19 protein-coding genes are annotated in these 21,708 nt (G+C 70.6%); 11 read left to right on the top strand and 8 right to left on the bottom strand.

Annotated features, from left to right (window positions below; genetic code table 11):
• The first annotated feature begins 63 nt into the window (after nt 1-63).
• Complete coding sequence (locus A3CU_RS0116330) at nt 64-432, top strand: Rv2175c family DNA-binding protein (protein WP_027943219.1); 369 nt, start codon at nt 64-66, stop codon at nt 430-432.
• A 220-nt stretch (nt 433-652) separates the two neighbouring features.
• Here the strand turns inward: A3CU_RS0116330 and A3CU_RS0116325 are convergent, their stop codons facing one another.
• The 3 genes from A3CU_RS0116325 to A3CU_RS0116315 form a co-directional block, all read right to left on the bottom strand.
• The gene (locus A3CU_RS0116325) at nt 653-1,432 is read right to left on the bottom strand and encodes an LLM class F420-dependent oxidoreductase (protein WP_027943218.1); all 780 of its coding nucleotides are present in this window, start codon (nt 1,430-1,432) and stop codon (nt 653-655) included.
• Nucleotides 1,433-1,552: 120 nt separating this feature from the next.
• The gene (crtI, locus tag A3CU_RS45020) at nt 1,553-3,073 is read right to left on the bottom strand and encodes a phytoene desaturase family protein (RefSeq protein ID WP_052371775.1); all 1,521 of its coding nucleotides are present in this window, start codon (nt 3,071-3,073) and stop codon (nt 1,553-1,555) included.
• Nucleotides 3,074-3,077: 4 nt separating this feature from the next.
• Nucleotides 3,078-4,181 carry a polyprenyl synthetase family protein gene (locus A3CU_RS0116315; RefSeq protein WP_052371793.1) on the bottom strand — a complete coding sequence of 368 codons (1,104 nt, stop codon included), beginning with the start codon at nt 4,179-4,181 and terminating at the stop codon, nt 3,078-3,080.
• Between the two features lie 82 nt (nt 4,182-4,263).
• On the opposite strand from A3CU_RS0116315, the gene A3CU_RS0116310 reads away from it, so the two are divergent.
• Nucleotides 4,264-5,034 (top strand): PIG-L family deacetylase, encoded by a 771-nt coding sequence (locus A3CU_RS0116310; RefSeq protein WP_027943216.1) that lies wholly within the window; start codon nt 4,264-4,266, stop codon nt 5,032-5,034.
• Between the two features lie 90 nt (nt 5,035-5,124).
• Nucleotides 5,125-5,829 (top strand): helix-turn-helix domain-containing protein, encoded by a 705-nt coding sequence (locus tag A3CU_RS0116305; protein WP_027943215.1) that lies wholly within the window; start codon nt 5,125-5,127, stop codon nt 5,827-5,829.
• On the opposite strand, the gene A3CU_RS0116300 is transcribed toward A3CU_RS0116305, so the two are convergent.
• Complete coding sequence (locus tag A3CU_RS0116300) at nt 5,812-6,672, bottom strand: LysR family transcriptional regulator (protein WP_027943214.1); 861 nt, start codon at nt 6,670-6,672, stop codon at nt 5,812-5,814. The two genes, A3CU_RS0116305 and A3CU_RS0116300, sit on opposite strands and share 18 nt — an antisense overlap.
• A gap of 170 nt (nt 6,673-6,842) precedes the next feature.
• Here A3CU_RS0116300 and A3CU_RS0116295 point away from each other — a divergent pair, with 170 nt between their 5' ends.
• From A3CU_RS0116295 to A3CU_RS0116275, 5 genes are all read left to right on the top strand, one after another.
• The gene (locus tag A3CU_RS0116295) at nt 6,843-7,844 is read left to right on the top strand and encodes a bile acid:sodium symporter family protein (protein WP_027943213.1); all 1,002 of its coding nucleotides are present in this window, start codon (nt 6,843-6,845) and stop codon (nt 7,842-7,844) included.
• 178 nt (nt 7,845-8,022) lie between these two features.
• A complete protein-coding gene (locus A3CU_RS0116290) occupies nt 8,023-8,712 on the top strand; it encodes a PAS and ANTAR domain-containing protein (protein ID WP_245617119.1) in 690 nt (229 codons plus the stop codon).
• Nucleotides 8,713-8,905: 193 nt separating this feature from the next.
• Nucleotides 8,906-9,790, top strand: a complete 885-nt coding sequence (locus A3CU_RS0116285; protein ID WP_027943211.1) for a methylenetetrahydrofolate reductase — start codon at nt 8,906-8,908, stop codon at nt 9,788-9,790.
• Between the two features lie 30 nt (nt 9,791-9,820).
• Nucleotides 9,821-11,494 carry a DUF885 domain-containing protein gene (locus A3CU_RS0116280; RefSeq protein ID WP_043841311.1) on the top strand — a complete coding sequence of 558 codons (1,674 nt, stop codon included), beginning with the start codon at nt 9,821-9,823 and terminating at the stop codon, nt 11,492-11,494.
• 331 nt (nt 11,495-11,825) lie between these two features.
• Nucleotides 11,826-12,755 (top strand): DMT family transporter, encoded by a 930-nt coding sequence (locus A3CU_RS0116275; protein WP_027943209.1) that lies wholly within the window; start codon nt 11,826-11,828, stop codon nt 12,753-12,755.
• On the opposite strand, the gene A3CU_RS0116270 is transcribed toward A3CU_RS0116275, so the two are convergent.
• Complete coding sequence (locus tag A3CU_RS0116270) at nt 12,729-13,313, bottom strand: GNAT family N-acetyltransferase (RefSeq protein WP_027943208.1); 585 nt, start codon at nt 13,311-13,313, stop codon at nt 12,729-12,731. The genes A3CU_RS0116275 and A3CU_RS0116270 overlap by 27 nt on opposite strands.
• Nucleotides 13,310-13,810: a YbaK/EbsC family protein gene (locus tag A3CU_RS0116265; RefSeq protein ID WP_027943207.1), complete on the bottom strand. Its 501-nt coding sequence runs from the start codon at nt 13,808-13,810 to the stop codon at nt 13,310-13,312. The genes A3CU_RS0116270 and A3CU_RS0116265 overlap by 4 nt, the downstream gene beginning before the upstream one ends.
• Before the next feature lie 437 nt (nt 13,811-14,247).
• Here A3CU_RS0116265 and A3CU_RS45015 point away from each other — a divergent pair, with 437 nt between their 5' ends.
• The 3 genes from A3CU_RS45015 to A3CU_RS0116250 are packed head-to-tail and all read left to right on the top strand — an operon-like array spanning nt 14,248 to nt 16,294.
• On the top strand, nt 14,248-14,757 hold the full coding sequence (locus A3CU_RS45015) for an SAV_6107 family HEPN domain-containing protein (RefSeq protein ID WP_169739639.1): 510 nt from the start codon (nt 14,248-14,250) through the stop codon (nt 14,755-14,757).
• A 34-nt stretch (nt 14,758-14,791) separates the two neighbouring features.
• Nucleotides 14,792-15,556 (top strand): maleylpyruvate isomerase N-terminal domain-containing protein, encoded by a 765-nt coding sequence (locus A3CU_RS0116255; protein WP_027943206.1) that lies wholly within the window; start codon nt 14,792-14,794, stop codon nt 15,554-15,556.
• A 60-nt stretch (nt 15,557-15,616) separates the two neighbouring features.
• Nucleotides 15,617-16,294 carry a VOC family protein gene (locus A3CU_RS0116250; RefSeq protein WP_027943205.1) on the top strand — a complete coding sequence of 226 codons (678 nt, stop codon included), beginning with the start codon at nt 15,617-15,619 and terminating at the stop codon, nt 16,292-16,294.
• 132 nt (nt 16,295-16,426) lie between these two features.
• Here the strand turns inward: A3CU_RS0116250 and def are convergent, their stop codons facing one another.
• Nucleotides 16,427-16,927: a peptide deformylase gene (def, locus tag A3CU_RS0116245; protein WP_027943204.1), complete on the bottom strand. Its 501-nt coding sequence runs from the start codon at nt 16,925-16,927 to the stop codon at nt 16,427-16,429.
• 68 nt (nt 16,928-16,995) lie between these two features.
• Complete coding sequence (locus tag A3CU_RS0116240) at nt 16,996-21,687, bottom strand: ATP-dependent helicase (RefSeq protein WP_245617126.1); 4,692 nt, start codon at nt 21,685-21,687, stop codon at nt 16,996-16,998.
• Nucleotides 21,688-21,708 lie beyond the last annotated feature (21 nt).

The raw sequence follows: 21,708 nt of genomic DNA, 5'->3' as shown, positions 1-21,708 counted from the left end.
GTTTTGTCAAGCCACCAGCGCGATATTGCCATCTGTGACGTGGAATGTGGCACAGTGTCAGCTGTGAGTGCGATTCCAGTCGCTGATGACGTGCTCGGTCCCGATGTCGCCGTGCTCGGCCTGAAAGAAGTGTGCGTGGAGCTCGGCTTGTCGTTGAACAAGGTTCGGCAACTGTTGCGGGACGGGCATTTGCTCGCCGTCCGCAGGGCGGGCGAACTGCTCGTGCCGGCCGACTTCCTCGCCGGTGGCACCCCGGTCAAGGGCCTCGCGGGGCTGTTGACCGTGTTGTCCGACGCGGGTTTCACGCGTACCGAGATGTTGCGCTGGCTCTACACGGCCGACGACTCGTTACCCGGTGCCACGCCCATCAACGCGTTGCGTACCAACCACGGCACGGAGGTCAAGCGCCGGGCCCAGGCCATGGCGTTCTAGCTCCTCCGGCGTCACCGACAAGAAAGCCACCTTGCCGCCGGCGCCGGCAAGGTGGCTTGGCTGCTTGTATTTCAGAACGTGTGCGGGTAGCCAGGCCGTGACCTCCGTTGTCGCCTGTCGGTCGATCACGGGGGCGGCCTGCCTCCCCGCCCCCGTGCAGCGTCGCTCGGCGTTACCCAGGATGTTGATCTCGCGTTCTGAACTACGTTGCCGCTACTTGTCAGGAGTTCTGGGCGTCCCGCCAGGCGATCCACTTGCGGAGCACGCTGAAGTCGTAGTCCGGGCCGCCGACACCGACGGTGAACAAGGATGCGCCGCGTTCGCGTAGCTGGGGACCGAGCTCCTCGGGCTCGCCGTTGACGCCGGTGGACAGCTCGATGTCCGCGAAGTCGCGGCCGACCTCCGCGCAGTGTCCCTTGAGGATCTTCACCTTGCGCTCGAAGGTTTCCACGTCGCCGAAGCCGTGCCAGATGTCGGCATGCCTGGCCACGAGCCGTAGCGTCTTCTTCTCGCCGCCGCCACCGATCAGCACCGGGATCTTCCGGGTGGGCGGGGGGTTCAGCTTGCCCAGCCGCGTCTCGATCCGGGGCAGGGACTCGGCCAGGTCGTTCAGCCGGCCGCCCGCGGTGCCGAACTCGTACCCGTACTCGTCGTAGTCCTTTTCGAACCAGCCGGCGCCGATGCCGAGGACCAGCCGGCCGTCACTGATGTGGTCCACGGTGCGGGCCATGTCGGCGAGCAGTTCGGGATTGCGGTAGCTGTTGCAGGTCACCAGGGCGCCGATTTCGGCCCGGGAGGTCGACTCGGCCCAGGCGCCGAGCATGGTCCAGCACTCGAAGTGCAGGCCGTCGGGATCTCCCGAGAGCGGGTAGAAATGGTCCCAGTTGAAGATGATGTCCACGCCGAGCTGCTCGGCCCGCGCCGCGGCTTCGCGGATCGCCTTGTACTCGGCGTGCTGCGGCTGTATCTGGACTCCGATGCGGATGGGCCTGATCGTCATGGCGTCAAGCGTAGACGGGTGCTGCCGCCCTGGCCCGTCGTCACCGGCGTCATGGCAGTTCCTTCGCGAGTCTGCGCGCGACCGCGATCGCGTCGACGGGGCGCTCCATGGGGGAGTAAGTCACGTCCTCGGTGATGGCGCCCCGCCGCCCCGATAGCGGGGCCTGGCGGCGGCGCGCGTGGTGGTCACCGTGGTTGCCGCGGGTTGACATAAGGGTGTAGTGGCGGATCCGGCGATCCGGGCGGCCGCCAGACGCCCGGAGATGAGCACCGGCGGGATCCCGACGCCGGGAATCGTCCCGCAGCCGGCCAGTGCCACGTTTTCGATGCCCCGCACCACGTTTCGCGGGCGGAACGGCCCGGTCTGGCCGAAGGTGTGCGCCAGCGAGAACGGCGTGCCCGCGGCCAGCCCGCGCGCGGCCCAGTCTTGCGGTGTGACCAACTCCGTGACGGCGAACTCCCGGTCGAACCCGGTGAGCCCGCGAGCGGCCAGGGTGCGGAGCAGTTCGCCGGTGTAGGCGGGGCCGATGCGTGCCCAGTCGATGGCGCCCGCGTGCAGGTTCGGCGCCGGCGCGAGCACCGACACCGCGGATCCGCCCGGCGGCCGGGTCACCAGCAGCGAGGGATCGCTCATCAGCGAACCCTTCCGGATGATCTCGGTGAAGGTCTCCTCCCAGGCGTGGCCGAAGAAGATTGTGTGGTGTGCGAGTGCCGGCCACGCGCGTGCCGCCTTGCCGTGCAGTACCACGGCCGAGGGCGAGTAGCGCAGCGGAAACGGACGGCGGGGGCGCTTGCCGAGCAGCCGGTACGCGGTGGCCAGTTCGGTGGCGAGCACGACCGCGTCGCATGCGAGGCGTTCGCCCGCGCGCGTCCGCACCGCCATTACGCGGGAGGAAACCCGCTCCAGCCAAGCGGCTTCGGTGCCGAACTTCAGCTGGGCACCGGCCTGCTCCGCGGCGTCGGCGAGCGCCTGGGGGAGCCGGCCCATCCCGCCGTCGGGGTAGTACACGCCTGCGATGGTGTCCATGTACGGGATGACGCCGTAGGCACCGAGGGCGCGGCGGGGATCGAGACCGGCGTAGAGCGCCTGGAAGGAGAACAGCCGGCGCAGGCGTGCGTCGGTGAGGAACCGGCCGATCCGCCGGTCCAGCCGGTCGAACCCGCCGAGCGCGGCGAGCCGGAGCAGTTCGGGGCGGAGCAGGCCGAGCGGCGAGTCGAAGTTCGCGCCGATGAAATGGTCCTTCTCCACCGCGTAAAGCTCGGTCAGCCACTTCCGCAGGTTCCGGTAGCCGGCGGCCTCACGGGGACCGGCGAACGCGCGGATCTCCGCCTCCATCGCCTCGGCTCCGGTCCGCACGTCGATCGTGCTGCCGTCGGCGAAGTGCGCCCGGTAGGCCGGGTCCAGCCGGCGCAGCCGCAGCGGGTTCGCCACGCCCACCGCGGCGAACGCCTCGTCGACGAGTTCGGGCATGGTGAGTACGGTCGCGCCGGTGTCGAAGCCGTCCTGGTGGCTCACCCGGCCACCGGGGCCCGCCTCGCGCTCCAACAGCGTGACGTCGAAGCCCGCGCCCAGCAGGTGCAGCGTCGCGGACAGCCCGGCCAGTCCCGCGCCTACCACCACAACACCGTTTCGCCGTCCCATCGGTTCAGGACGTCCTTTGCGTCGCGCGAACGGCCAGTTCCGCGAGCCTGGTGGCGGCCGGCTCCGCCAGGTGCGCCGCCCGCAACGCGGCGAGCGCCGTCGTGGTCAGTTCGTCGATACGCCGCTCCACCGCGGCAACCGCGCCGACTTCGGTCAGCGTCGTGCGCACCTTGTCGACCTCGGCTTCGGACAGTCCGGGGTTGCCGATCGCGTTCGCGATGATTTCGGCCTGGTGGGGACCGGCCTGCGCCAGGCCCAACGCGACGAGCAGCGTCCGCTTGCCTTCCCGGAGATCGTCGCCGGCCGGCTTGCCGGTGACCGACGGGTCCCCGAACACCCCGAGGAGATCGTCCCGGAGCTGGAAGGCGACCCCGATGTCGTCGCCGAACTCCCGGAGCGCGCCGGTCTGGCCGGAGTCCGCGCCGGCGAGCGCGGCACCCAGATGCAGCGGGCGCTGCACCGTGTAGGCGGCGGTCTTGAGCCGGCTGACCCGCAGCGCGGCCTCCGGCGAACTGTCGCCGGTCGCCTGGGTACGGACGTCGAGGAACTGACCGGCCAGCACCTCGGTGCGCATCGCCCGCCAAGCGGGCCTCGCCGCGGCAAGGCGTTCCGGTGGCAACGCGGCGGTGTTGAACATGTCGTCGGCCCAGGCGAGCGCGAGATCGCCGATGAGCACGGCGGCGGCCAGGCCGAACATCTCCGGCGTGCCGAGCCAGCCGTTTTCGTCGTGCTGCCGGGCGAAGGCGCGGTGCACGGTCGGGCGCCCGCGCCGCGAATCGGAGGAGTCGATCAGGTCGTCGTGGATCAGCGCACACGCCTGGACCAGCTCCAGGCTGGCCACCGCCCGCAGCACGCCTTCGGCTTCGGCCGGATCTCCTCCGGTGCCCCGCCAGGCCCACCACGCGAACGTCGGGCGCAGCCGTTTTCCGCCGCCCAGCACGAAGTCCGTGAGCGCGTCGACGCCGGAGACGAAGCCGGGCTCGGCCATGCGGATCTGTCCGGCGGCCTCGTGCAGGAACCGGACCAGCTCTCGCTCCACGGAACCGGGAAGATCGGCGTCGAACCGCTCGGCCGCGTTCACCGGCGATGACGTTTCCTGCTCGCTCATGGACATATGGTCCGATCTCGGCTCTTCCGGCGCGATCGGGGGGTGGTGGCCGGGTTGTGACGATTCCCCGTAGTCTCGGGCCGTGGCCACGATGGTGACTTTCCACGCCCACCCCGACGACGAGTCCATCGGGTGCGGTGGCGTGATGCGCAAGGCATTCGAAGACGGTCACCGCGTGGTGCTCGTCGTCGCGACTCGCGGTGAGCACGGCGAGGTGCCCGACGGTTTCCTCGCCGAGGACGAGCCGCTGTGGCGGCGCCGCGTGGCGGAAACCCAGGCCGCCGCGGACATCCTGGGCGTCAAGCGGCTGGAGTTCCTCGGTTATACCGACTCGGGGATGATGGGCACCGAGACCAACGATGCGCCCGGTTCGTTCTGGACCGCACCGGTCGAGGAGGCGGCTGGAAAGCTCGCCGCGATCCTGCGCGAGGAACGTGCCGACGTGCTGACCGTTTACGACGACAACGGCGGCTACGGCCACCCCGACCACATCCAGGTGCACCGCGTCGGTATGCGCGCAGCCGAGCTGGCCGGCACGCCCCGCGTCTACCAGAGCACGATCAACCGGGACCATGTGGCGCGAGGGCTCGCCCGGTTCGCCGAGGGTGCCGACCTGCCCGACGTCACGACCACCGGCAAACCCGAGTCGGAGATCACCGCCGCGGTGGACGTCACCGAGTGGGTGTCGTACAAGCGCCAGGCGATGCGGGCGCACGCGAGCCAGATCAGCGACCAGTCCTTCTTCCTCGCCATACCCGACGAGGCCTTCCGGTACAGCTTCGGCACCGAGTGGTTCATCCGGGCCGGCCAGGGGCCCGGCATCACCGAGACCGACCTGTTCGCCGGCCTCTAGTTCTTTGTGGTGGCTTGCGTGGCGGTGCGGGTAGCGGAACCTGAAGCGGTGCAAGCTGCGTGCTCCGCCGCTTTGAAACACCTGACCGTGGTGAACGAGCACCAACCGGACAGCTACCGGGAATGGCCCGGCGAGACCGACGTGGTCCGGTGCTGGTGGGAGCAGCGCGTCGGCGGGGACCGGGTGCAGCGCGTGGTGCCGGACGGGTGTTCGGACATCGTCGTCTTCGACGGGGGCGACACGATCCTCGTCGGCCCGAGCATGACGGTCACGCTGTACCCGTTGCCCGCCGGTGCCCACGCGCGCGGCCTGCGCTTCCGGACCGAGGCGCTCTTCGCCGCGCTCGGCCTGCCCGGGGAAGAGATCCGGGACCTCACACTGCCGCTGGCGGCCGTGCTGCCCGACCGCGACGCCCGCCGCGTGACCGAAGCCGTGTGGACGGGCCGGTTCCCGGAAGCGCTGCGGCCACGGCCGGTCGACGCCCGCGTCCGCCGGGCGGTGCGACGGCTCTCCTCCGGGGCCCGGGTGGCCGCCGCGGCGGGGGAGATCGAGGTCACCGAACGGCACCTGCGGCGGCTCCTGCTGACGCACACCGGCATCGGGCCCAAGGCCGTCGGCCGGGTGGCCCGCTTCCAGCGGTTCCTGCGCGAGGCCGAAACCCGGCCGTCGAGCCTGGGGGTGCTGGCCGCCGACGCGGGCTACGCGGACCAGGCGCACCTGAGCCGGGAGGTGCGCGAGTTGACCGGGCTCACCCCGCTGGCGCTGCTCGACGAGCGGTCAGTGGACGTCCTGTAGCCGGCCGGCCTCGGCGCGGATGGCGTCGGACAACGCCAGCACCGGCCCCTGCATCGCCGGACGCCGTGCGGTGAGGATGAACTCGACGTCGCCCGGGTCCGGCAGGCCGTGCCCGGGCGGCAGCTCGGCCAGCCCGTCCGGGATCAGGCTGCGCGCGAACACGGTCACCCCGAGCCCGGCGAGCGCCGCCGCGCGCAGCCCGTTGAGGCTCCCGCTCGTGCACACGATCTGCCACTGCTTTCCGTTGCGCCGCAACACATCCAGCGCTCGCGCCCGGGTGATGCTCGGCGGCGGGTAGGCGATCAGCGGGACCGGCCCGTCCCACGTCAAACCGGCGCCGGCGCGACCCGCCCACACCAGCCGGTCGGTCCACAGTGGAGAGTCAGGATGCTCGCCGGGGTTCCGCTTGCCGAGCACGAGGTCGAGTTCGCCCGCGCGCAGCTTTTCGTGCAGCGTGCCGGACAGCGCGACGGTCAGTTCCAGATCGACCCGTGGATGGGTGCCGCGAAACCCGCGCAGGATTTCCGGCAGCGGGCCGACGACAAAGTCCTCGGATGCGCCGAAACGAACCCGGCCGCGTAACTCGCCACCTGTGAAATAACTCATAGCGCGGTCTATGGTTTCGATCACATTATTGGCGAAACCGACCATGGCCTCACCGTCCGGGGTCAGCTGTACCGAATGCGTGTCGCGCTCGAACAACTGCTGGGTCGTCGCCTGTTCCAGCTTGCGTATGTGCTGGCTGACGGTGGACTGGCGCAGTCCGAGCCGATCGGCGGCGCGGGTGAAGCTTCGTGTTTCGGCGACTGCCAGGAACGTTTTGAGCCATACCGGGTCGAGCATTGAGTCAAGCTATCACGAAACGTGATCACAGTTATGGCGGCCATCGCACTTCACAATCTGCGCGGTGACGCGGAGGATCGATAGTGAACAGTTCGGGAGAGGAAAGTCTCTCGCCCGGAGAGCGCGGCGACGCCGACGTGACGCCGCGAACCACGGAAAGGACCCTATTGATGCGCGGGGGAAACCTGCTCGCCAGACTCAAGATCGACCCGTTCATCTTCGGTCTGCTCGCCGTGGTCGGGATCGCCTGCCTGCTGCCCGCGCGCGGCCAGGGTGCCCAGGTCGCGTCGATCGTGAGCCAGATCGGTGTCGGTGCGCTGTTCTTCCTCTATGGAGCGCGACTGTCCACTTCGGAGGCGATGGCCGGGCTGCGGCACTGGCGGCTGCACCTCACCATCCTGGTCGCCACCTTCGTGGTGTTCCCGCTGCTCGGCCTGGCCACCAAACTGCTGGTGCCCACGGTGCTGACGCCGACCCTCGCCGCCGGCGTGATCTTCCTGTGCACCCTGCCCTCGACCGTGCAGTCCTCGATCGCGTTCACCTCGATCGCCCGCGGTAACGTCGCCGCCGCCATCTGCAGCGCGTCGTTCTCCAGCCTGATCGGGATCGTGCTCACCCCGCTGCTGGTCGGGTTGCTGCTGAACACCACCGGCGCCGGGTTCTCCCTGCATTCGCTCACCTCGATCACACTGCAGCTGCTGGTCCCGTTCCTCGCCGGGCAGGTCGCGCGGCGCTGGATCGGCGGGTGGATCGCCGCGCACCGGAAGGTCCTCGGCCGGGCCGACCGGACCACCATCCTCATCGTGGTCTACACGGCCTTCAGCGAGGGCGTGACGGCCGGGATCTGGCACCAGCTCAGCTGGCTCTCGCTGGGTGGGTTGCTGCTGGTGAACGTGCTGCTGTTCCTGGTCGTGCTGGCCGTGATGAAGGTCGCCTCGGCCCGGCTGGGCTTCTCCCGCGAGGACCAGATCGCGATCGTCTTCTGCGGCTCGAAGAAGAGCCTGGCCAGCGGCCTGCCGATGGCGACCGTGCTGTTCCCGGCGGGCAGTGTCGGCCTGATCGTGTTGCCGCTCATGCTCTTCCACCAGGCGCAGCTGATGATCTGCGCGGTGCTGGCCCGCCGCTGGGGCGCCAGGGCCGAGGCCCGTGAGCTCACGCCGGTGGCCGCCTGAGGCGCCGGTACGGCCGAAACGCTTGCGGGAACACGCCTTCGTGCGGGACACCGGCACCTCCACGTCAAGGGCATCGAGGGTGCGCCTCTGCGGCGCACGGAGGACGTATTCCTGCTCGACCACGGCAAAGAGCCGGACGCACTGTGACGCTCCTGCCGTCGTGGGGAAGAATAGGCTGGTGGCAGATACCGCACAGCACCCGACGGACGTCCCTTCCGAGGCGTTGGACCGAGTCGTGGCCGGGCGCCCGCACACCGTCGGCGGGTTCCGGTTCTTCTTCGCCGACCAGCGCTGGGAGTGGTCCGACGAGGTCGCCGAACTGCACGGCTACCAGCCGGGCACGGTGCAGCCGACCACCGAGCTGTTGCTGTCGCACAAGCACCCCGCCGACCGCGACACCGTCGCCGACAAACTGGCCGCCGCCGTCCGCGACGGCGTCCCGTTCTGCAGCCGCCACCGCATCATCGACACCGTCGGCACCGAACACGACGTGCTGGTCGTCGGCGACCGTCTCCACGACGCCACCGGTGCGACCATAGGCACCGTCGGCTACTACGTCGACCTCTGCCCCGGCCTGGCCGCCGACCGCCGGCAGATCCTGGACGAGACCCTGCCCGGCCTCGTCGACGCCCGCGCCCGGATCGAGCAGGCCAAGGGCGCGCTGATGCTGGTCTACGGCATCAACGCCGAGCAGGCGTTCGCCGTGCTGCAATGGCGCTCCCAGGAGACCAACACCAAGCTCCGCGACCTGGCCGACAAGCTCACCACCGCCCTGACCGACCTCGGCGGCGGTCCGCTCCAGCAGCGCACGCAGTTCGACCACCTGCTGCTCACCATCCACGAGCACCCCGACGTGCCTGCCACCTAGGCAGTGTTTCCAAGTGCGCGCGATCGGATTTGGGTAGCCAGACCGTGACTCCCGCGTGGCCCTTGCTTTCTTCGGGTTGGCGGCTGTAGCGCGCGTCGGCGTCTCGCTGGACCAGGTAGTTGCCCACTGCGTCACCACGGTGCCCGTCTCACGTTTTGAACGGCCGGCGTCGTACGTAGATAGCATGCGGCGTATGACATTTGTCGTAGAGCGGCTCCACAGTGCGGGCACCGCGTTCTCGGTGGAGTTCTTCCCGCCCCGGGACGAGGCCGACGAGGCGGTCCTGTGGCGGTCCATCCGGGAGCTCGAGCCGCTCGACCCGGCGTACATGTCGATCACCTACGGAGCCGGCGGGTCGAGCCGTGACGGCACGATTCGCAGCATCGCGCGCGCGGCCACCGAGACCACCCTGACGCCGGTGGCGCATCTGACCGCGGTCGACCACTCCGTGGCCGAACTGCGCAACGTCATCGGTTGGTACGCCGCCGTCGGGGTGCGCAACATCCTCGCGCTGCGCGGCGACCCGCCGGGCGATCCCTACGGCGAGTGGGTGCCGCACCCACAGGGCCTGAACTACGCCGAGGAACTCGTCACCCTGGTGCGCTCGCTCGGCGACTTCTGCGTCGGCGTGTCGGCGTTCCCGTACGGGCACCCGCGCTCGCCCGATCTGGACACCGACACCAAGTACCTGGTCCGCAAGGTCAAGGCGGGTGCGGATTTCGCCATCGCCCAGCTGTTCTTCGAGGCCGACGATTTCCTGCGGCTGCGTGACCGGGTGGCCGCCGCGGGCTGCGACACCCTGCTGATTCCCGGGGTGATGCCGTTGACCACGCCCCGTACGTTGCGTACCACGATCCGGCTCTCGGGCGCCCCGGCTCCGCACCGCCTGCTCGACCGGCTCGAACCGCTGGCCGACGACCCGCGCGCGTTCCGGGCCGAGGGGCTGGACGTGGTCACCGAGCTGTGCGAGCGGCTGATCGCCGAGGGCGTGCCGGACCTGCATTTCTACACGTTCAACCGGGCCAAGGCCACGCGCGAGCTGGTCAACCGGCTCGGCCTGGTCCCGGCACGCGCTTAAACGCGTTGCCAGGCCGGTTAGATTATCCGCATGGCCTCCGTGCACCAGATCTCTGACCAGTTCGTCGACGATTTCGCCGCGGCGGATCCCGTTGCCGCGTCCGAATTCGGCATCGCAGGTCACGAAGAGGAGCTGACCGACTACACTCCCGACGGCCATGCCGCACGGGCGGCACTGGCCCAGCGTTCCCTCGACGCCATCCGGCCGGTCGAGCCGGCCGATGCCGCGGAGCGGGTGGCCAAGGCGGTGTTCACCGAGCGCCTCGGCCTGACCGTGGAGCTGCACGAGGCCGGCCAGGACCTGGCCCAGCTCAACGCGATCGCGAGCCCGGCCGCGGAGATGCGGATGGTCTTCGACCTCATGCCCACCGAGACCGAACAGCAGTGGGCGACGATCGCGACCAGGCTGGCCAAGGTGCCCGCTTCGCTCGACGGTGTGCGCGCCTCGCTGCTCGCCGCCGCGAACGCGGGCAACGCTCCCGCGTTGCGCCAGGTCAAGAAGGTGGCCGAGCAGGCCGAGACCTGGGCGGGCCTTGGCGGCGGTGAAGGTTTCTTCCAGACCCTGGTCGCGGGCGCCCGGACCGTGCCCGAGACGCTGCGTGCCGAGCTTGAGCGGGGTGCGCACGCGGCGCAGGAGGCATACGCCGAACTGGCCGGGTTCCTGCGTGCGGAGCTCGCGCCGCTCGCCCGCGTCAAGGACGCGGTGGGCGAGGAGTCCTACCGGCTGTGGTCGCGATACTTCATCGGCGCCGAGCTGGACTTCCGCGAGGCATACGAGTGGGGCTGGGCCGAGTTCTCGCGCATCGAGGCCGAGATGCGCCGCGTCGCCGGGCGGATCAAGTCCGGCGCCTCGGTCGCGGAGGCCGCGGCGGTGCTGGACGAGGATCCGCGCTACCGGGTACGCGGCCACGCCGAGTTCGAGGGCTGGATGCAGCGGCTGTCCGACACGGCGCTGTCGGAGTTGCGCGGCGTCCACTTCGACATCCCGGACGAGCTGATGGCGCTGGAATGCCGGATCGCCCCGCCCGGCGGCAGCGTGGGCGCGTACTACACCGGTCCCAACGAGGACTTCTCCCGGCCGGGCCGCATGTGGTGGGCGATTCCGCCGGACAAGGACGAGTTCATCACCTGGCGCGAGCTCACCGTTGTCTACCACGAGGGCGTGCCCGGGCATCACCTTCAGATCGCGACCCAGGTGCACCAGCGTGAGTCGTTGAACCGCTTCCAGCGTCTGTTGGCGGGCACCTCCGGGCACGCCGAAGGCTGGGCGCTGTACGCCGAGCGACTGATGCAGGAACTCGGCTATCTCTCAGACGACGGAGACCTGCTCGGCATGCTCTCCGACCAGCTGTTCCGGGCCGGCCGCGTGGTCGTGGACCTCGGCATGCACCTGGAGCTGGAAATCCCGCGCGGCACCGGGTTCCATGAGGGCGAGCGGTGGACCCCCGAGCTCGGTCTGGAGTTCATGCTGACCCGCACGGTCGCCGACGAAGCGCACGTCCGCGACGAGATCGACCGTTACCTGGGCTGGCCGGGCCAGGCGCCCGCGTACAAGCTCGGGGAACGGCTCTGGCGCCAGGCGCGCGACGAGGCGCGGCAGCGCATGGGCGATTCCTTCGACCTCAAGGACTTCCACACCCGCGCCCTGCGCATGGGCGGCATGGGCCTGGACACCCTGCGCGAACAACTCGCCCAACTCGACTGACCTCTTTGGACATAGACATGCACGGGATCCTGTTCGTCACCCCACCGCCTCGCTCCTGAGCGGGGCGAACATCGTCGGCATGCGTTTGGGCATGCCCGAGTGCTGCGCGGCCTGATGGCCGACGCGGTTTTCGCCCCGCGTCGTCGTTCGTTCATTCAGCGTTGTTTGGAACGTGTTCGGGTAGCCAGACCGCGACTGTGTTCGTCGGCTGCCGGTTGACCACGATGGCGGCCTGCCTCCCCGCCCACGTGCAGTGTTGTGGCGGGTCACCAATCGTGCTCATCTCGCGTTTCGAATGACCTCATTCATGCGACGATGGAGCGATTTCCTTATGTCCCAACGCTTTGCCGCGCCCGCGCGCGGCCGGTCAGCGATCACGCTCGTCCTTGCCGGGCTCCTGTGGGGCACCGGTGGCCTGTCGGGTTCTCTCCTTGCCGCCAAGGCGGGACTGAGCCCGTTGCCCGTCGCCGCCTACCGGTTGCTGCTCGGTGGCGGCTGCACGGTCCTGTTCCTCGCCTGCGCCGGCGGGCTGCGCCGACTGGTCTGGACCAGCACGGTGGTGCGGCGGTTGCTGGTCGCCGGGCTGCTGCTCGGCCTGTACCAGGCGAGCTATTTCGCGTCGGTCTCGCTCACTTCGGTGAGCCTGTCGACGATGATCACGATCGGCAGCGTTCCGGTCTTTGTCGCCTTGGTGACTTCGGTACGCGAACGTCACCTGCCGGACACCGTGACGGTCGTCTCGATCGTCACCGCCGTGCTGGGGCTGGTCCTGCTCACCTGGTCGCCCGAGGGGCTCGCGAGCGGCTGGCGGCTCGCCGCGGGCGTCGCGCTGGCACTGCTGTGCGCGGTCGGCTTCGGCACGCTGACCCTGGTGTCGCGCCAGCCGGCCGAAGGCCTGGATCCCTTGTCCACCACCGCGTTCGGCCTGCTCATCGGCGGGCTGCTGCTGTTGCCCGCGGCGTTGTGGTCGGGGATGGCCCTGCCGTTGCGGCCGGACGTGCTCGCGGCCGCGCTGTATCTCGGCGTCGTGCCGACCGGAGTTGCGTATGCGGCCTACTTCCGCGGGCTCCGGCACGCGCACCCGGTCGTCACCGCGCTTTCGACCTTGCTCGAACCGTTGACGGCCGCGGTGTTGTCCGCCTTCGTGCTGGGTGAAAACCTCGGGCCGGCGGGGTGGAGCGGCACCGTGCTGCTGCTCGCCGCGCTCGCCCTCAGCTACTGGCGGGCACCGGGGTCACGGCCGGGGCGGCAACGGCAGTGACCGGCCGAGGATCGCGAACGGTCTCGGATCGCCCGCGAAGTGGTAGTTCCGCAGGACGTCCTCGAAGCCGACCCGGCGGTACAGCGTCCACGCTCGGGTCGGACCCTCCGGTGTGGACAGCAGCACATGCCGGTTGGGCACCCCGTCGAGCAGCCTGCGCAACAGGTCCTCGCCGATGCCCTCGCCCTGGTTCTGCGGCCGGACGTGGATCTCGGTGAGTTCGAAGTAGTCGGTTAGCCAGGCGGCGGCGATCTCTTCGCCGCTGCTGCGCACCAGTCCGCGCCGCACCTGCTCGTGCCACCACTGCCCGGGCAGGCCCCGGTAGCCGTACGCGATGCCGACCAACGTGCCGTCGGCATCGAGGGCCCCGATGCAGCGCCAGCCCTCCCGGAGTACATGGGTCAGCCACATCGGGGCCCGCTGCTCGGCCGTGCCCACGGGGTAGCGCATGGCCGCGACGTAGATGGCGAGCGCCTCCCGCAGGCGGGCCCGGAATTCGTCCGGGGAGAGCCGGTGGAACTGGACCGCTCTCCGGCGTCGGGGAGACACCGCGGTCATGATCCCAGCTCCGCGGCGCGCCCGCCGGTCAGTGCGAGCAGATCGGCGAAGGTGGTGGGGAACACCGACTTGGCGTGGCCGGCCGCCGCCCAGATGACGGGGAAGGCTTCCAGCGCGGTGTCCACCAGGGTCGTCAGCGGTCGTGGATGCCCGATCGGAGCGACTCCGCCGATGACCTGCCCGGTGTGCTCCTTGACGAACTTCGGATCGGCCTTCGCCACGGCGGAGGCGCCGGCGAGTTCGGCGAGGCGGTCTTCCGCCGCGCGGTGCGCTCCGGAGGTCATCGCCAGCAGCGGCGCGCTGTCTTCACCGAAGAGGGCGCGAAACACCAGGCTGTTGGCGATCGCGCCGACCGGCACGCCGAGCGCCTCGGCAGCCTGGGCCGCGGTGCGCACCTCGGCGGGCAGAATACGGATTCCGTCGGCGGCGCCGGGCTGGCCCGCCTCGGCGAGCGCGGCGGCCACCTTGGCGACCGCGGGGTGGTCGAGGCTGCTCATACCAGTTCCTCCGCGAGTTTGCGCGCGACCGCGAGTGTGTCGACAGGGCGCTCCTCACGAATCAGAGACACTTCATCGACAAGGGCGCCCTGCCGCCCCACTAGCGGGGCCTGACGGCGGCGCGCTCTGTGGTGGGCCTTCCAGCCGCGGCTTGACACAGCGCTGCTCATACCCGATATCAGATCACGGACGGCGGCCGGTGGCGACGGCGTATCCGGGTTGACGCTGTGCGGGGGGACACCTGCTCGGCGAAGAAAATCGCAGATCAACCCATCGCGGGACTTGAACGAACACGTGTTCGAAGCTACGCTGGGGCTTGCTCGAACAGAAGTTCGAGGTCGGTGAGCGCTCGCCGGCAGGTGTCCCCGGCGCGGGAACGGGGGAAGCGTTTCGGTGTCCGGGGGCACCGCCATCGAATCAGCAACGAGGGAGGGGCAATGTCCGTTGCCATCGCATCTCGTACCGGCCCGGCACAGCCGCCGCTGCCGTTCCCGGTGTCACCACCGGCCTCACCCAGCGCCCTGAACCTGCTCGCCGAGGCCCGGCGTGGTCTCGCCGAAGCGGAGCATGCGGTGGACCCCGCGCCGAGGTTCATCGCCTCGTACCTGGCCGCCCTGCGCGCCGGCGCCGCGGTCCTCGCCGCCCGGGGCCGCCCGCACCGGGGCCGGGCGCGCCCGGCCAGCGTGTGGGTGTTGCTCGAAACGGTCGCGCCGGAGCTGGGCGAATGGGCCGCGTTCTTCGCCGCGAACTCGGCCGCCCAGGCCGCGGCCCAGGCCGGGATCACCCGCCGGCTGACCACCCGGGCCGCGGACGATCTGCTCCGGCAGACCGGGCAGTTCCTGGAGATCGCCGGCCGGGTGGTGCACGGTGGGCGGGCGAGCGGATTCATCCCGGCTCAGCGGGAGCAGGGCACGACCACCCGGCGGGGCAGGCGAGGTGAGCCGTGACCGCGGTGCGGGGCCGGGGAAAGACGGCGCCCTGATGTCCGGGCAGGCCTTGATCGACCACGGCCGGTTCCTGGAGACGCTCGGCGTCGAGGTCGAGTTGCTCACCGGGGCCGCGCGAGCCGCGCCGCCGGACACACCGGTGCCTGCCTGTGCCGGATTCACCGTCGGTGAGATCGTCCGTCACGTGGGCGGCATCTACCGGGTGGCCAGGTTGTGGATCACCGAGGGCCACCGGCCTCGGCGCTGGCAGAGCGATCCGGTGCCCGGCCAGACGACCGAGCAGTATCTGCGGACCGGCCTGGCGGCCCTGCTCGGCGAGCTGACCACGCACGATCCGGGCCAGTACGCGGCCGGCTGGTGGCCGGCGGATCTGACCTACGGGTTCTGGTCCCGCCGGATGGCACACGAAACGACGATCCATCGCACGGATGTACAGGGCGCGGCCGGTGTCGACATCACCGAGATCGCCGAGGACATCGCGATCGACGGGATCGACGAGGTGCTGTCGGCGTGGTTCGGCCGGCGGCTGCCCATGCTCGGCCTCTCCGGCACCACGACCAGGTCGGTCGCGGTACAGACCGCGGGCCACACCTGGATTGCGCGAGCCGGGCCCGACGAGACGATCGCTTGGCACTGCTCCGCCGCGGAAGCCGAGCAAGCGGACAGCATCGTGTCCAGCTCACCCATGTCGGTGTATCTGTGGCTGTGGGGCAGGGTCGGGCACCATGCGGTCACCTGGGACGGCGATCCGGACGCGATCGCTCAACTGTGGGCACTGCTGAGACTGGCCACTCGGTGAAACGGTACGTGGGGAAGCGCTACCGGATAACCAGTGAACAGCGTGGATAGGGTTCACGGCATGGCCGCACTGCGGAGACTGGTGATCGATGCGACCCGCCCGGGAGAACTGGCGGAATTCTGGGCGGCACTGCTGGGCTGGGAGGTCACGACGGCCGGTGGCGTGACGGCGCGGGCCCCGGCCTCCAACGGGTGCGAACTCGACCTGGGGTTCGCACCCGTTGCCACCAGCAAGCACGAAACCGTGGAGGCCAAAAACCGCATCCATCTTGATCTGGCGAGCACTTCGCCAGACGACCAGGCGACCACAGTCGCCCGCGCCGTCGAGTTGGGTGCCCGGAAGTGGGACATCGGTCAGGGCGCCGTGCCGTGGCAGGTCATGGTCGACCCGGAGGGCAATGAGTTTTGCGTGCTCGAACCGCGGCCGAACTACACCACCGGCGCCCTCGCGGCGATCGTCGTGGACTCGCTGGACCCGTTCGCGGCGGCCACCTTTTGGGCGGCGGTCACCGGCTGGCGGATCGCCGCGCGGGAAGACGTGATCGTCGGCCTACGGGCGGCCGGCGGAGGCGGCCCGTGGCTGGAATTCTTGCGCACCGCGGAGCCCAGGACGGGTCCGGACCGGCTGCGGCTGGAGGTCGCCGGCGAAGAACCGGACCGGTTGCGCGAGCTTGGGGCGCGGATCGCCGGTGCCGGGCACCTCCTGGACCCCGAAGGCAACGAGTTCCTGCTCGCGTAGGCGAAATCACCGGTTCGTTGTTCCGACACGATTGCCGCGCTGTCGGCGCCTCGGCGGGACGAGCAGCCTTCGGTGATGTGGCCGATACGGATGGACGACGGCGGTGGTGGGAGAGCGGCCGTACCGGAAGCTCTACGCTCGCCGGAACCAGGCCTTTTCCCGCATCTGCCCCATGGCCTGCCGTTTGCGGTCCTTGGTCAGCCGGTCCAGGTAGAGCAGGCCGTCAAGATGGTCGGTCTCGTGCTGCAGGCATTGGGCAAGCACATCTTTTCCTTCCACCACAACGGGTTCGTTGCGCAGGTCGACGCCGCGCACCACCGCGTGCTCGGCCCGGACGGTGGGGAACCATAGTTCGGGCACCGAGAGGCAGCCCTCGCCGATTTCGTGCGTGGCCGCGGAAAGCTCGACGATCTCAGGGTTGATGACGTAGCCGAACTGGCCCTCCACGTCGTAGCTGAACACGCGGAGGCCGACACCGATCTGCGGTGCCGCCAGCCCGGCGCGGCCATCGGGCCGTACCGTGTCGAGAAGGTCGGTCACCAGTGACTTGGTGCCCTTGTCGAACCGGGTCACCGGGTCGCAGACCGTTTTCAGCACCGGATCACCGAAGTACCGCAGTTCCCGCATCGCCATGAATCTTGTCCTCTCTGCCGCGACGAGTTTACGGCGTGGTGCGGGTGCTGAGCTTTCCCCTCGGGCGGTCAGGCGCGGAGGCGAAGGCCCTTCGGCGTGGCTCGGAAACCGGCCTCGCGCAGGATGTCGGCGAGCGCGGAGGTCAGGGCCAGTTCGCCGTCGGCCCGCTGCACGGCGAGCTGGCCGAGCCAGCCGTCGTGGACCGCGCGGGACAGCGCCTGCGCCGCCGCACGCAGTGTCGGTTCCTCGTCGGTGAACGACAGCAGCGATCGCCCGCCGCGCTCGACGTAGATCGCGGGAACCCCGTCCACGAGCACCACCAGCGCCCCGGCCTTGCGCGCCGGGCGGTGCCTGGTTTCCCCGGCCGGCGCGGGCCAGGGCAGCGCGGCGCCGTAGGGCTGCGCGGGATCGGTGGCCGCGAGGACGATCGCCTCGTTCGTTCGCCGGGAGCCGCCCGGATCGGACAGTGCGCGCAGCCGGTCCACGGCACCACGCGCCGCGAACTGCGCGGCGCCCAGACCCTCGACGACGTAGCCCCGGATCACCTGGCCGGAATCCTCCATGCCGCGAAGAACCTTGTAGATTCCGGAAAATCCACCCGTCACCCGCTCGGTTTCCAGCGCGCCCCGGGTGAGCACGCCGTGCCGTTCGAGGAACGCCTCGGTACGGGCGTGCGTGCGACGAGTCGGGTCCGGTTCACGCGGTGGGACCAGCGCCCACCGGCCCGCCACCGTGGGCGGCCCGGTGCGGGAGGGCATGGCCGGGCGTCCGGCGCGCATCCGCGCATAGCGGCTACGCGGCGTGGACTGGCGAGGCTTGTGCGTCGCGCCGCGCCCGGAAACCACCGCGCGTACCGGCCCCAGCGTGTCGCCGGTGACCTGGCCGGCCCAGACGAGATCCCACAGGGCAGCCACCACGTCGCTATCGACCAGGGGCTGGTCGACCAGGGGCGAAACCCGGTCGACCAACTGGCGGAAGAACAGCGCGCCGCCATCCAGGGTCGACAGGATCGCCCGGTGCAGTGGGTCCTCCGGCGCCTGCTCGTCTACATCGGGCAGCAACAGGTCCGCGACGTCGGCGGGGGCGAGTGCCAACCAGCCGTCTCCACCGGCCAGGGCACCGCAACCGGCCCAGGTGACCTCACCCGCGACGGTGAGCTCGTCGAGCAGCGCCGGGTAGTAACCGGGCAACCTGCTCGGCAGGATCAGCGACTCCACCGCGCTGGCCGGTAGCGGCGCGCCGGCCAACTGCTCCACGACCGAGAGCACATCGTCCGCCGTGGGGGCGGTACGCATCCGAAGGGGGTCTGGGGGCTTGCCCCCAGTCGGGGTGTGGGGGTTGAACCCCCACAAGACGCTGCCAACACCGTGCCAGGACGGCAGGAACCGGCCCAACGCGGCCGGCTCCACGGGCTCCACCTCCGCCCGGAGCCGGGCCAGCGACGCACGGCGAAGGCGACGCAGCACCGCCGCGTCGCAGTACTCCGTGCCCACCCCGTGCACGTCGGGATGGCCCACCGGGCTCAGCTCGCCGCGCACCAGACGCCCGTCCGAGGCCAGCCGGTCCAGCACCCCGGCCACCACCGCGGTGCCGAGGCCGAACCGCTCGGCGGCCTGTCGCGCCGGGAACGGGCCCCGGGTTCGTGCGTAGCGGGCCAGCAGGTCGCCGAGCGGATCGCCGACCGGTTCGGTGAACGCCTCGGGCACGCCGATCGGCAGGGCGACCCCGAGCGCGTCCCGAACGCGGCCCGCGTCCTCGATCGCGATGGTCCGGTCCTGGCCCGCGATCCGCACCCGGATCACGCGCCGTGCGGCGGTCAGCTCCGACACCCACTCGGGACGGATGCCGCGCGCCGAGGCTTCGGCGTCGGAAAGATCGCCCAGGAACCGGAACAGGTCCGCGGCGTCCTCGACTCCGCGGGCATGCCGGTCCGGGTCCAACCGCTGCAGCGAACGCTCGACCTCCGCCACCACCTCGGCGTCCAGCAGCTCCCGGATCGCTTCGGTGCCCAGCAGTTCGGCCAGCAGCGTCGAATCCAGGGCCAGCGCCGCCGCCCGCCGCTCGGCCAGCGGCGCGTCGGTCTCGTAGAGGAACATCCCGATGTAGCCGAACATCAGGCTGCGTGCGAACGGTGACGCCGACTGCGTCTGGACCTCGACGACCCGGACCCGCCTGGCCCGCACGTCGCTCATCAGCTCACGCAGGCCGCCCACGTCGTAGACGTCCTGCAGACATTCCCGCATCGCCTCCAGCACGACCGGGAACCGTTCGTACTTCGCCGCAACGGCCAGCAGCTGGGAGGCGCGTTGCCGTTGCTGCCACAGCGGTGTGCGCCGCCGCGGATCTCGCCGCGGCAGGAGCAGCGAACGCGCCGCGCATTCCCGGAACCGAGCGGCGAACAACGCCGAGCCGCCCACCTCGGCGACGATCAGCTGCTCGACCTCCTCCGGGTCGAGCACCATGTCCTCGGCCCCGATGGTCACCTCGGTCCCGTCGGCCTCGAGCGCGTCGGGCAGGCGCAGCACGATCCCGTCGTCGGAATGCATGACCTGCGCGTCCACCCCGCGGTTTTCGCGCAGCCGTGCCGCGATCGCCAGTGCCCACGGCGCGTTCACCTGCGCGCCGAACTGCGAGTGCAGCACGATCCGCCAGTCCCCGAGCTCGTCCCGGAACCGCTCCAGCAGCACGGTGCGGTCGTTGGGGACATGCCGGGTCGCCGTCCGCTGCTCGGCCAGGTATCCGAGCAGGTTGTCGCAAGCGCGCTCGTCGAGCCCGGCCGCCGCCGCGCGCTCCCTGGCCGCGGCTTCGTCCGATGTGGACAGTTCGCGCACGAACGCGCCGAGCGCGCGGCCGAGTTCGAGTGGCCGGCCGGGCGCATCCCCCTTCCAGAACGGCATCCTGGCCGGCTCGCCAGGCGCCGGTACCACGATCACCCTGTCCTGGGTGATGTCGGTAACCCGCCAGGAGGAGGTGCCGAGCAGGATGGTGTCGCCGACCCGGGACTCGTAGACCATCTCCTCGTCCAGCTCGCCCACCCGGGAGCCGGGCCTGCCGCCCTCGCCCGGGGTCATCACGGTGAACAGGCCACGGTCGGGGATGGTGCCGCCGGAGGTGACCGCGAGCCGCTGTGCCCCGGGACGCCCGTGCAACTGCCCGCTCACCCGGTCCCAGGTGATCCGCGGACGGAGCTCGCCGAACTCCTCGCTCGGATACCGGCCCGCGAGCATGTCCAGCACGGCGAGCAGGGCATCGTCCGGCAGCGCGGTGAACGGCGCCGCCCGCCGGACCGTGGTGGCCAGGTCGGTCACCGTCCACGACTCGACCGCGACCATCGAGACGATGTGCTGCGCCAGCACGTCCAGCGGATTGCGCGGATAGCGCACGGCCTCGATCGCGCCCGAGGTCATGCGCTCCGACACCACGGCGCAGGAGACGAGATCGCCGCGGAACTTCGGGAACAGCACGCCGGTCGACACCGCGCCCACGTGGTGCCCGGCCCGGCCCACCCGCTGCAGGCCGGAGGCCACCGTCGGCGGCGCCTCGATCTGGATCACCAGATCCACCGCGCCCATGTCGATGCCCAGTTCCAGCGAGGAGGTGGCGACCACGCACGGAAGTCGGCCCGACTTCAGCTCCTCCTCCACGTGCGTGCGCTGGTCACGCGACATCGACCCGTGGTGCGCCTTGGCGATCGTGGCCACCATGCCGGTGGTGAGTCCGGACTCCCCGATCGCTTCGGCCGGGAACCGTTGTGGGCGCCCGGTCCCGTCCGGGTCCGGCCCGGCCCCGTCCTGTTCGGCGGCAAGCTCGTTGAGCCGCGCGGTCAGCCGTTCGGTCAGCCGCCGCGAATTCGCGAACACGATCGTCGAGCGGTGCTCACGGATGAGCTCCAGCACCCGTTGTTCCACCGACGGCCAGATCGACGGGCGCGGCACCTCCGATCCGGGGACCTCCTCCTGCGTACCGGCCCCGCCGAACGAAGGCGGTTCCGGCGGCTGGCCGGGGCTGTCGAGGTTTCCCATGTCCGCGACCGGGACCTCGACCCGGACCTCGATCGTCTTCAGCGGGTCCGGCTGCACCACCCGCACCGGCCGCCCGCCGCCGAGGAACGCGCTCACCTCGTCGACCGGCCGGACGGTGGCCGACAGCCCGATGCGTTGCGCGGGCTTGGGTAGCAAGGCGTCCAGCCGCTCCAGCGACAGCGCCAGGTGCGCCCCGCGCTTGGTGCCCGCGACCGCGTGCACCTCGTCGACGATCACCGTCTCCACGCCCCGCAGCGACTCCCGCGCCGACGAGGTGAGGATGAGGAACAGCGACTCCGGAGTGGTGACCAGGATGTCGGGCGGCGTGCGACCGAACGAACGCCGCTCCGCCGCCGGCGTGTCTCCGGTGCGCATGCCCACGCTGATCTCCGGAGGAGCGTCGCCGAGCCGGCGCGCGGCCTGCGAGATCCCGGCCAGCGGTGCGCGCAGGTTGCGCTGGACGTCCACCGCGAGCGCCTTCAACGGCGACACGTACAGGACCCGGCAGCGCTGCCCCGGAGCCGCCGGCGGCGGCTCGACCGCCAGCCGGTCGAGCGCCCAGAGGAAGGCCGCGAGGGTCTTTCCGGACCCGGTCGGGGCCACCACCAGCGCGTGCTCGCCCGCCTGCGCCGCCGCCCAGGCGCCCGACTGGGCGGCGGTGGGCGCGGCGAAGGCCCCGGAGAACCAGTTCCGGGTGGCGGGGGAGAACAACGCCAGCGAATCGTTCACGTCCACCATCATGAACCCGCCCACCGACAT

Origin of the sequence: Amycolatopsis taiwanensis DSM 45107, assembly GCF_000519205.1 — a bacterium.
GTDB classification, from domain to species: domain Bacteria; phylum Actinomycetota; class Actinomycetes; order Mycobacteriales; family Pseudonocardiaceae; genus Amycolatopsis_E; species Amycolatopsis_E taiwanensis.
The sequence above is the reverse complement of the archived record's forward strand: the minus strand, read 5'-3'. Positions and strand labels throughout refer to the sequence as shown.

Coding starts and splice junctions, on each gene's coding strand:
- A3CU_RS0116250 (WP_027943205.1), top strand. CDS start 15,617: ATGGCCGCACTGCGGAGACTGGTGATCGATGCGACCCGCCCGGGAGAA.
- A3CU_RS0116295 (WP_027943213.1), top strand. CDS start 6,843: ATGCGCGGGGGAAACCTGCTCGCCAGACTCAAGATCGACCCGTTCATC.
- def (WP_027943204.1), bottom strand. CDS start 16,927: ATGGCGATGCGGGAACTGCGGTACTTCGGTGATCCGGTGCTGAAAACG.
- A3CU_RS0116300 (WP_027943214.1), bottom strand. CDS start 6,672: ATGCTCGACCCGGTATGGCTCAAAACGTTCCTGGCAGTCGCCGAAACA.
- A3CU_RS0116325 (WP_027943218.1), bottom strand. CDS start 1,432: ATGACGATCAGGCCCATCCGCATCGGAGTCCAGATACAGCCGCAGCAC.
- A3CU_RS0116255 (WP_027943206.1), top strand. CDS start 14,792: ATGTCCGGGCAGGCCTTGATCGACCACGGCCGGTTCCTGGAGACGCTC.
- A3CU_RS0116270 (WP_027943208.1), bottom strand. CDS start 13,313: ATGACCGCGGTGTCTCCCCGACGCCGGAGAGCGGTCCAGTTCCACCGG.
- crtI (WP_052371775.1), bottom strand. CDS start 3,073: ATGGGACGGCGAAACGGTGTTGTGGTGGTAGGCGCGGGACTGGCCGGG.
- A3CU_RS0116240 (WP_245617126.1), bottom strand. CDS start 21,687: ATGGTGGACGTGAACGATTCGCTGGCGTTGTTCTCCCCCGCCACCCGG.
- A3CU_RS0116275 (WP_027943209.1), top strand. CDS start 11,826: ATGTCCCAACGCTTTGCCGCGCCCGCGCGCGGCCGGTCAGCGATCACG.
- A3CU_RS0116315 (WP_052371793.1), bottom strand. CDS start 4,181: ATGAGCGAGCAGGAAACGTCATCGCCGGTGAACGCGGCCGAGCGGTTC.
- A3CU_RS45015 (WP_169739639.1), top strand. CDS start 14,248: ATGTCCGTTGCCATCGCATCTCGTACCGGCCCGGCACAGCCGCCGCTG.
- A3CU_RS0116265 (WP_027943207.1), bottom strand. CDS start 13,810: ATGAGCAGCCTCGACCACCCCGCGGTCGCCAAGGTGGCCGCCGCGCTC.
- A3CU_RS0116285 (WP_027943211.1), top strand. CDS start 8,906: ATGACATTTGTCGTAGAGCGGCTCCACAGTGCGGGCACCGCGTTCTCG.
- A3CU_RS0116280 (WP_043841311.1), top strand. CDS start 9,821: ATGGCCTCCGTGCACCAGATCTCTGACCAGTTCGTCGACGATTTCGCC.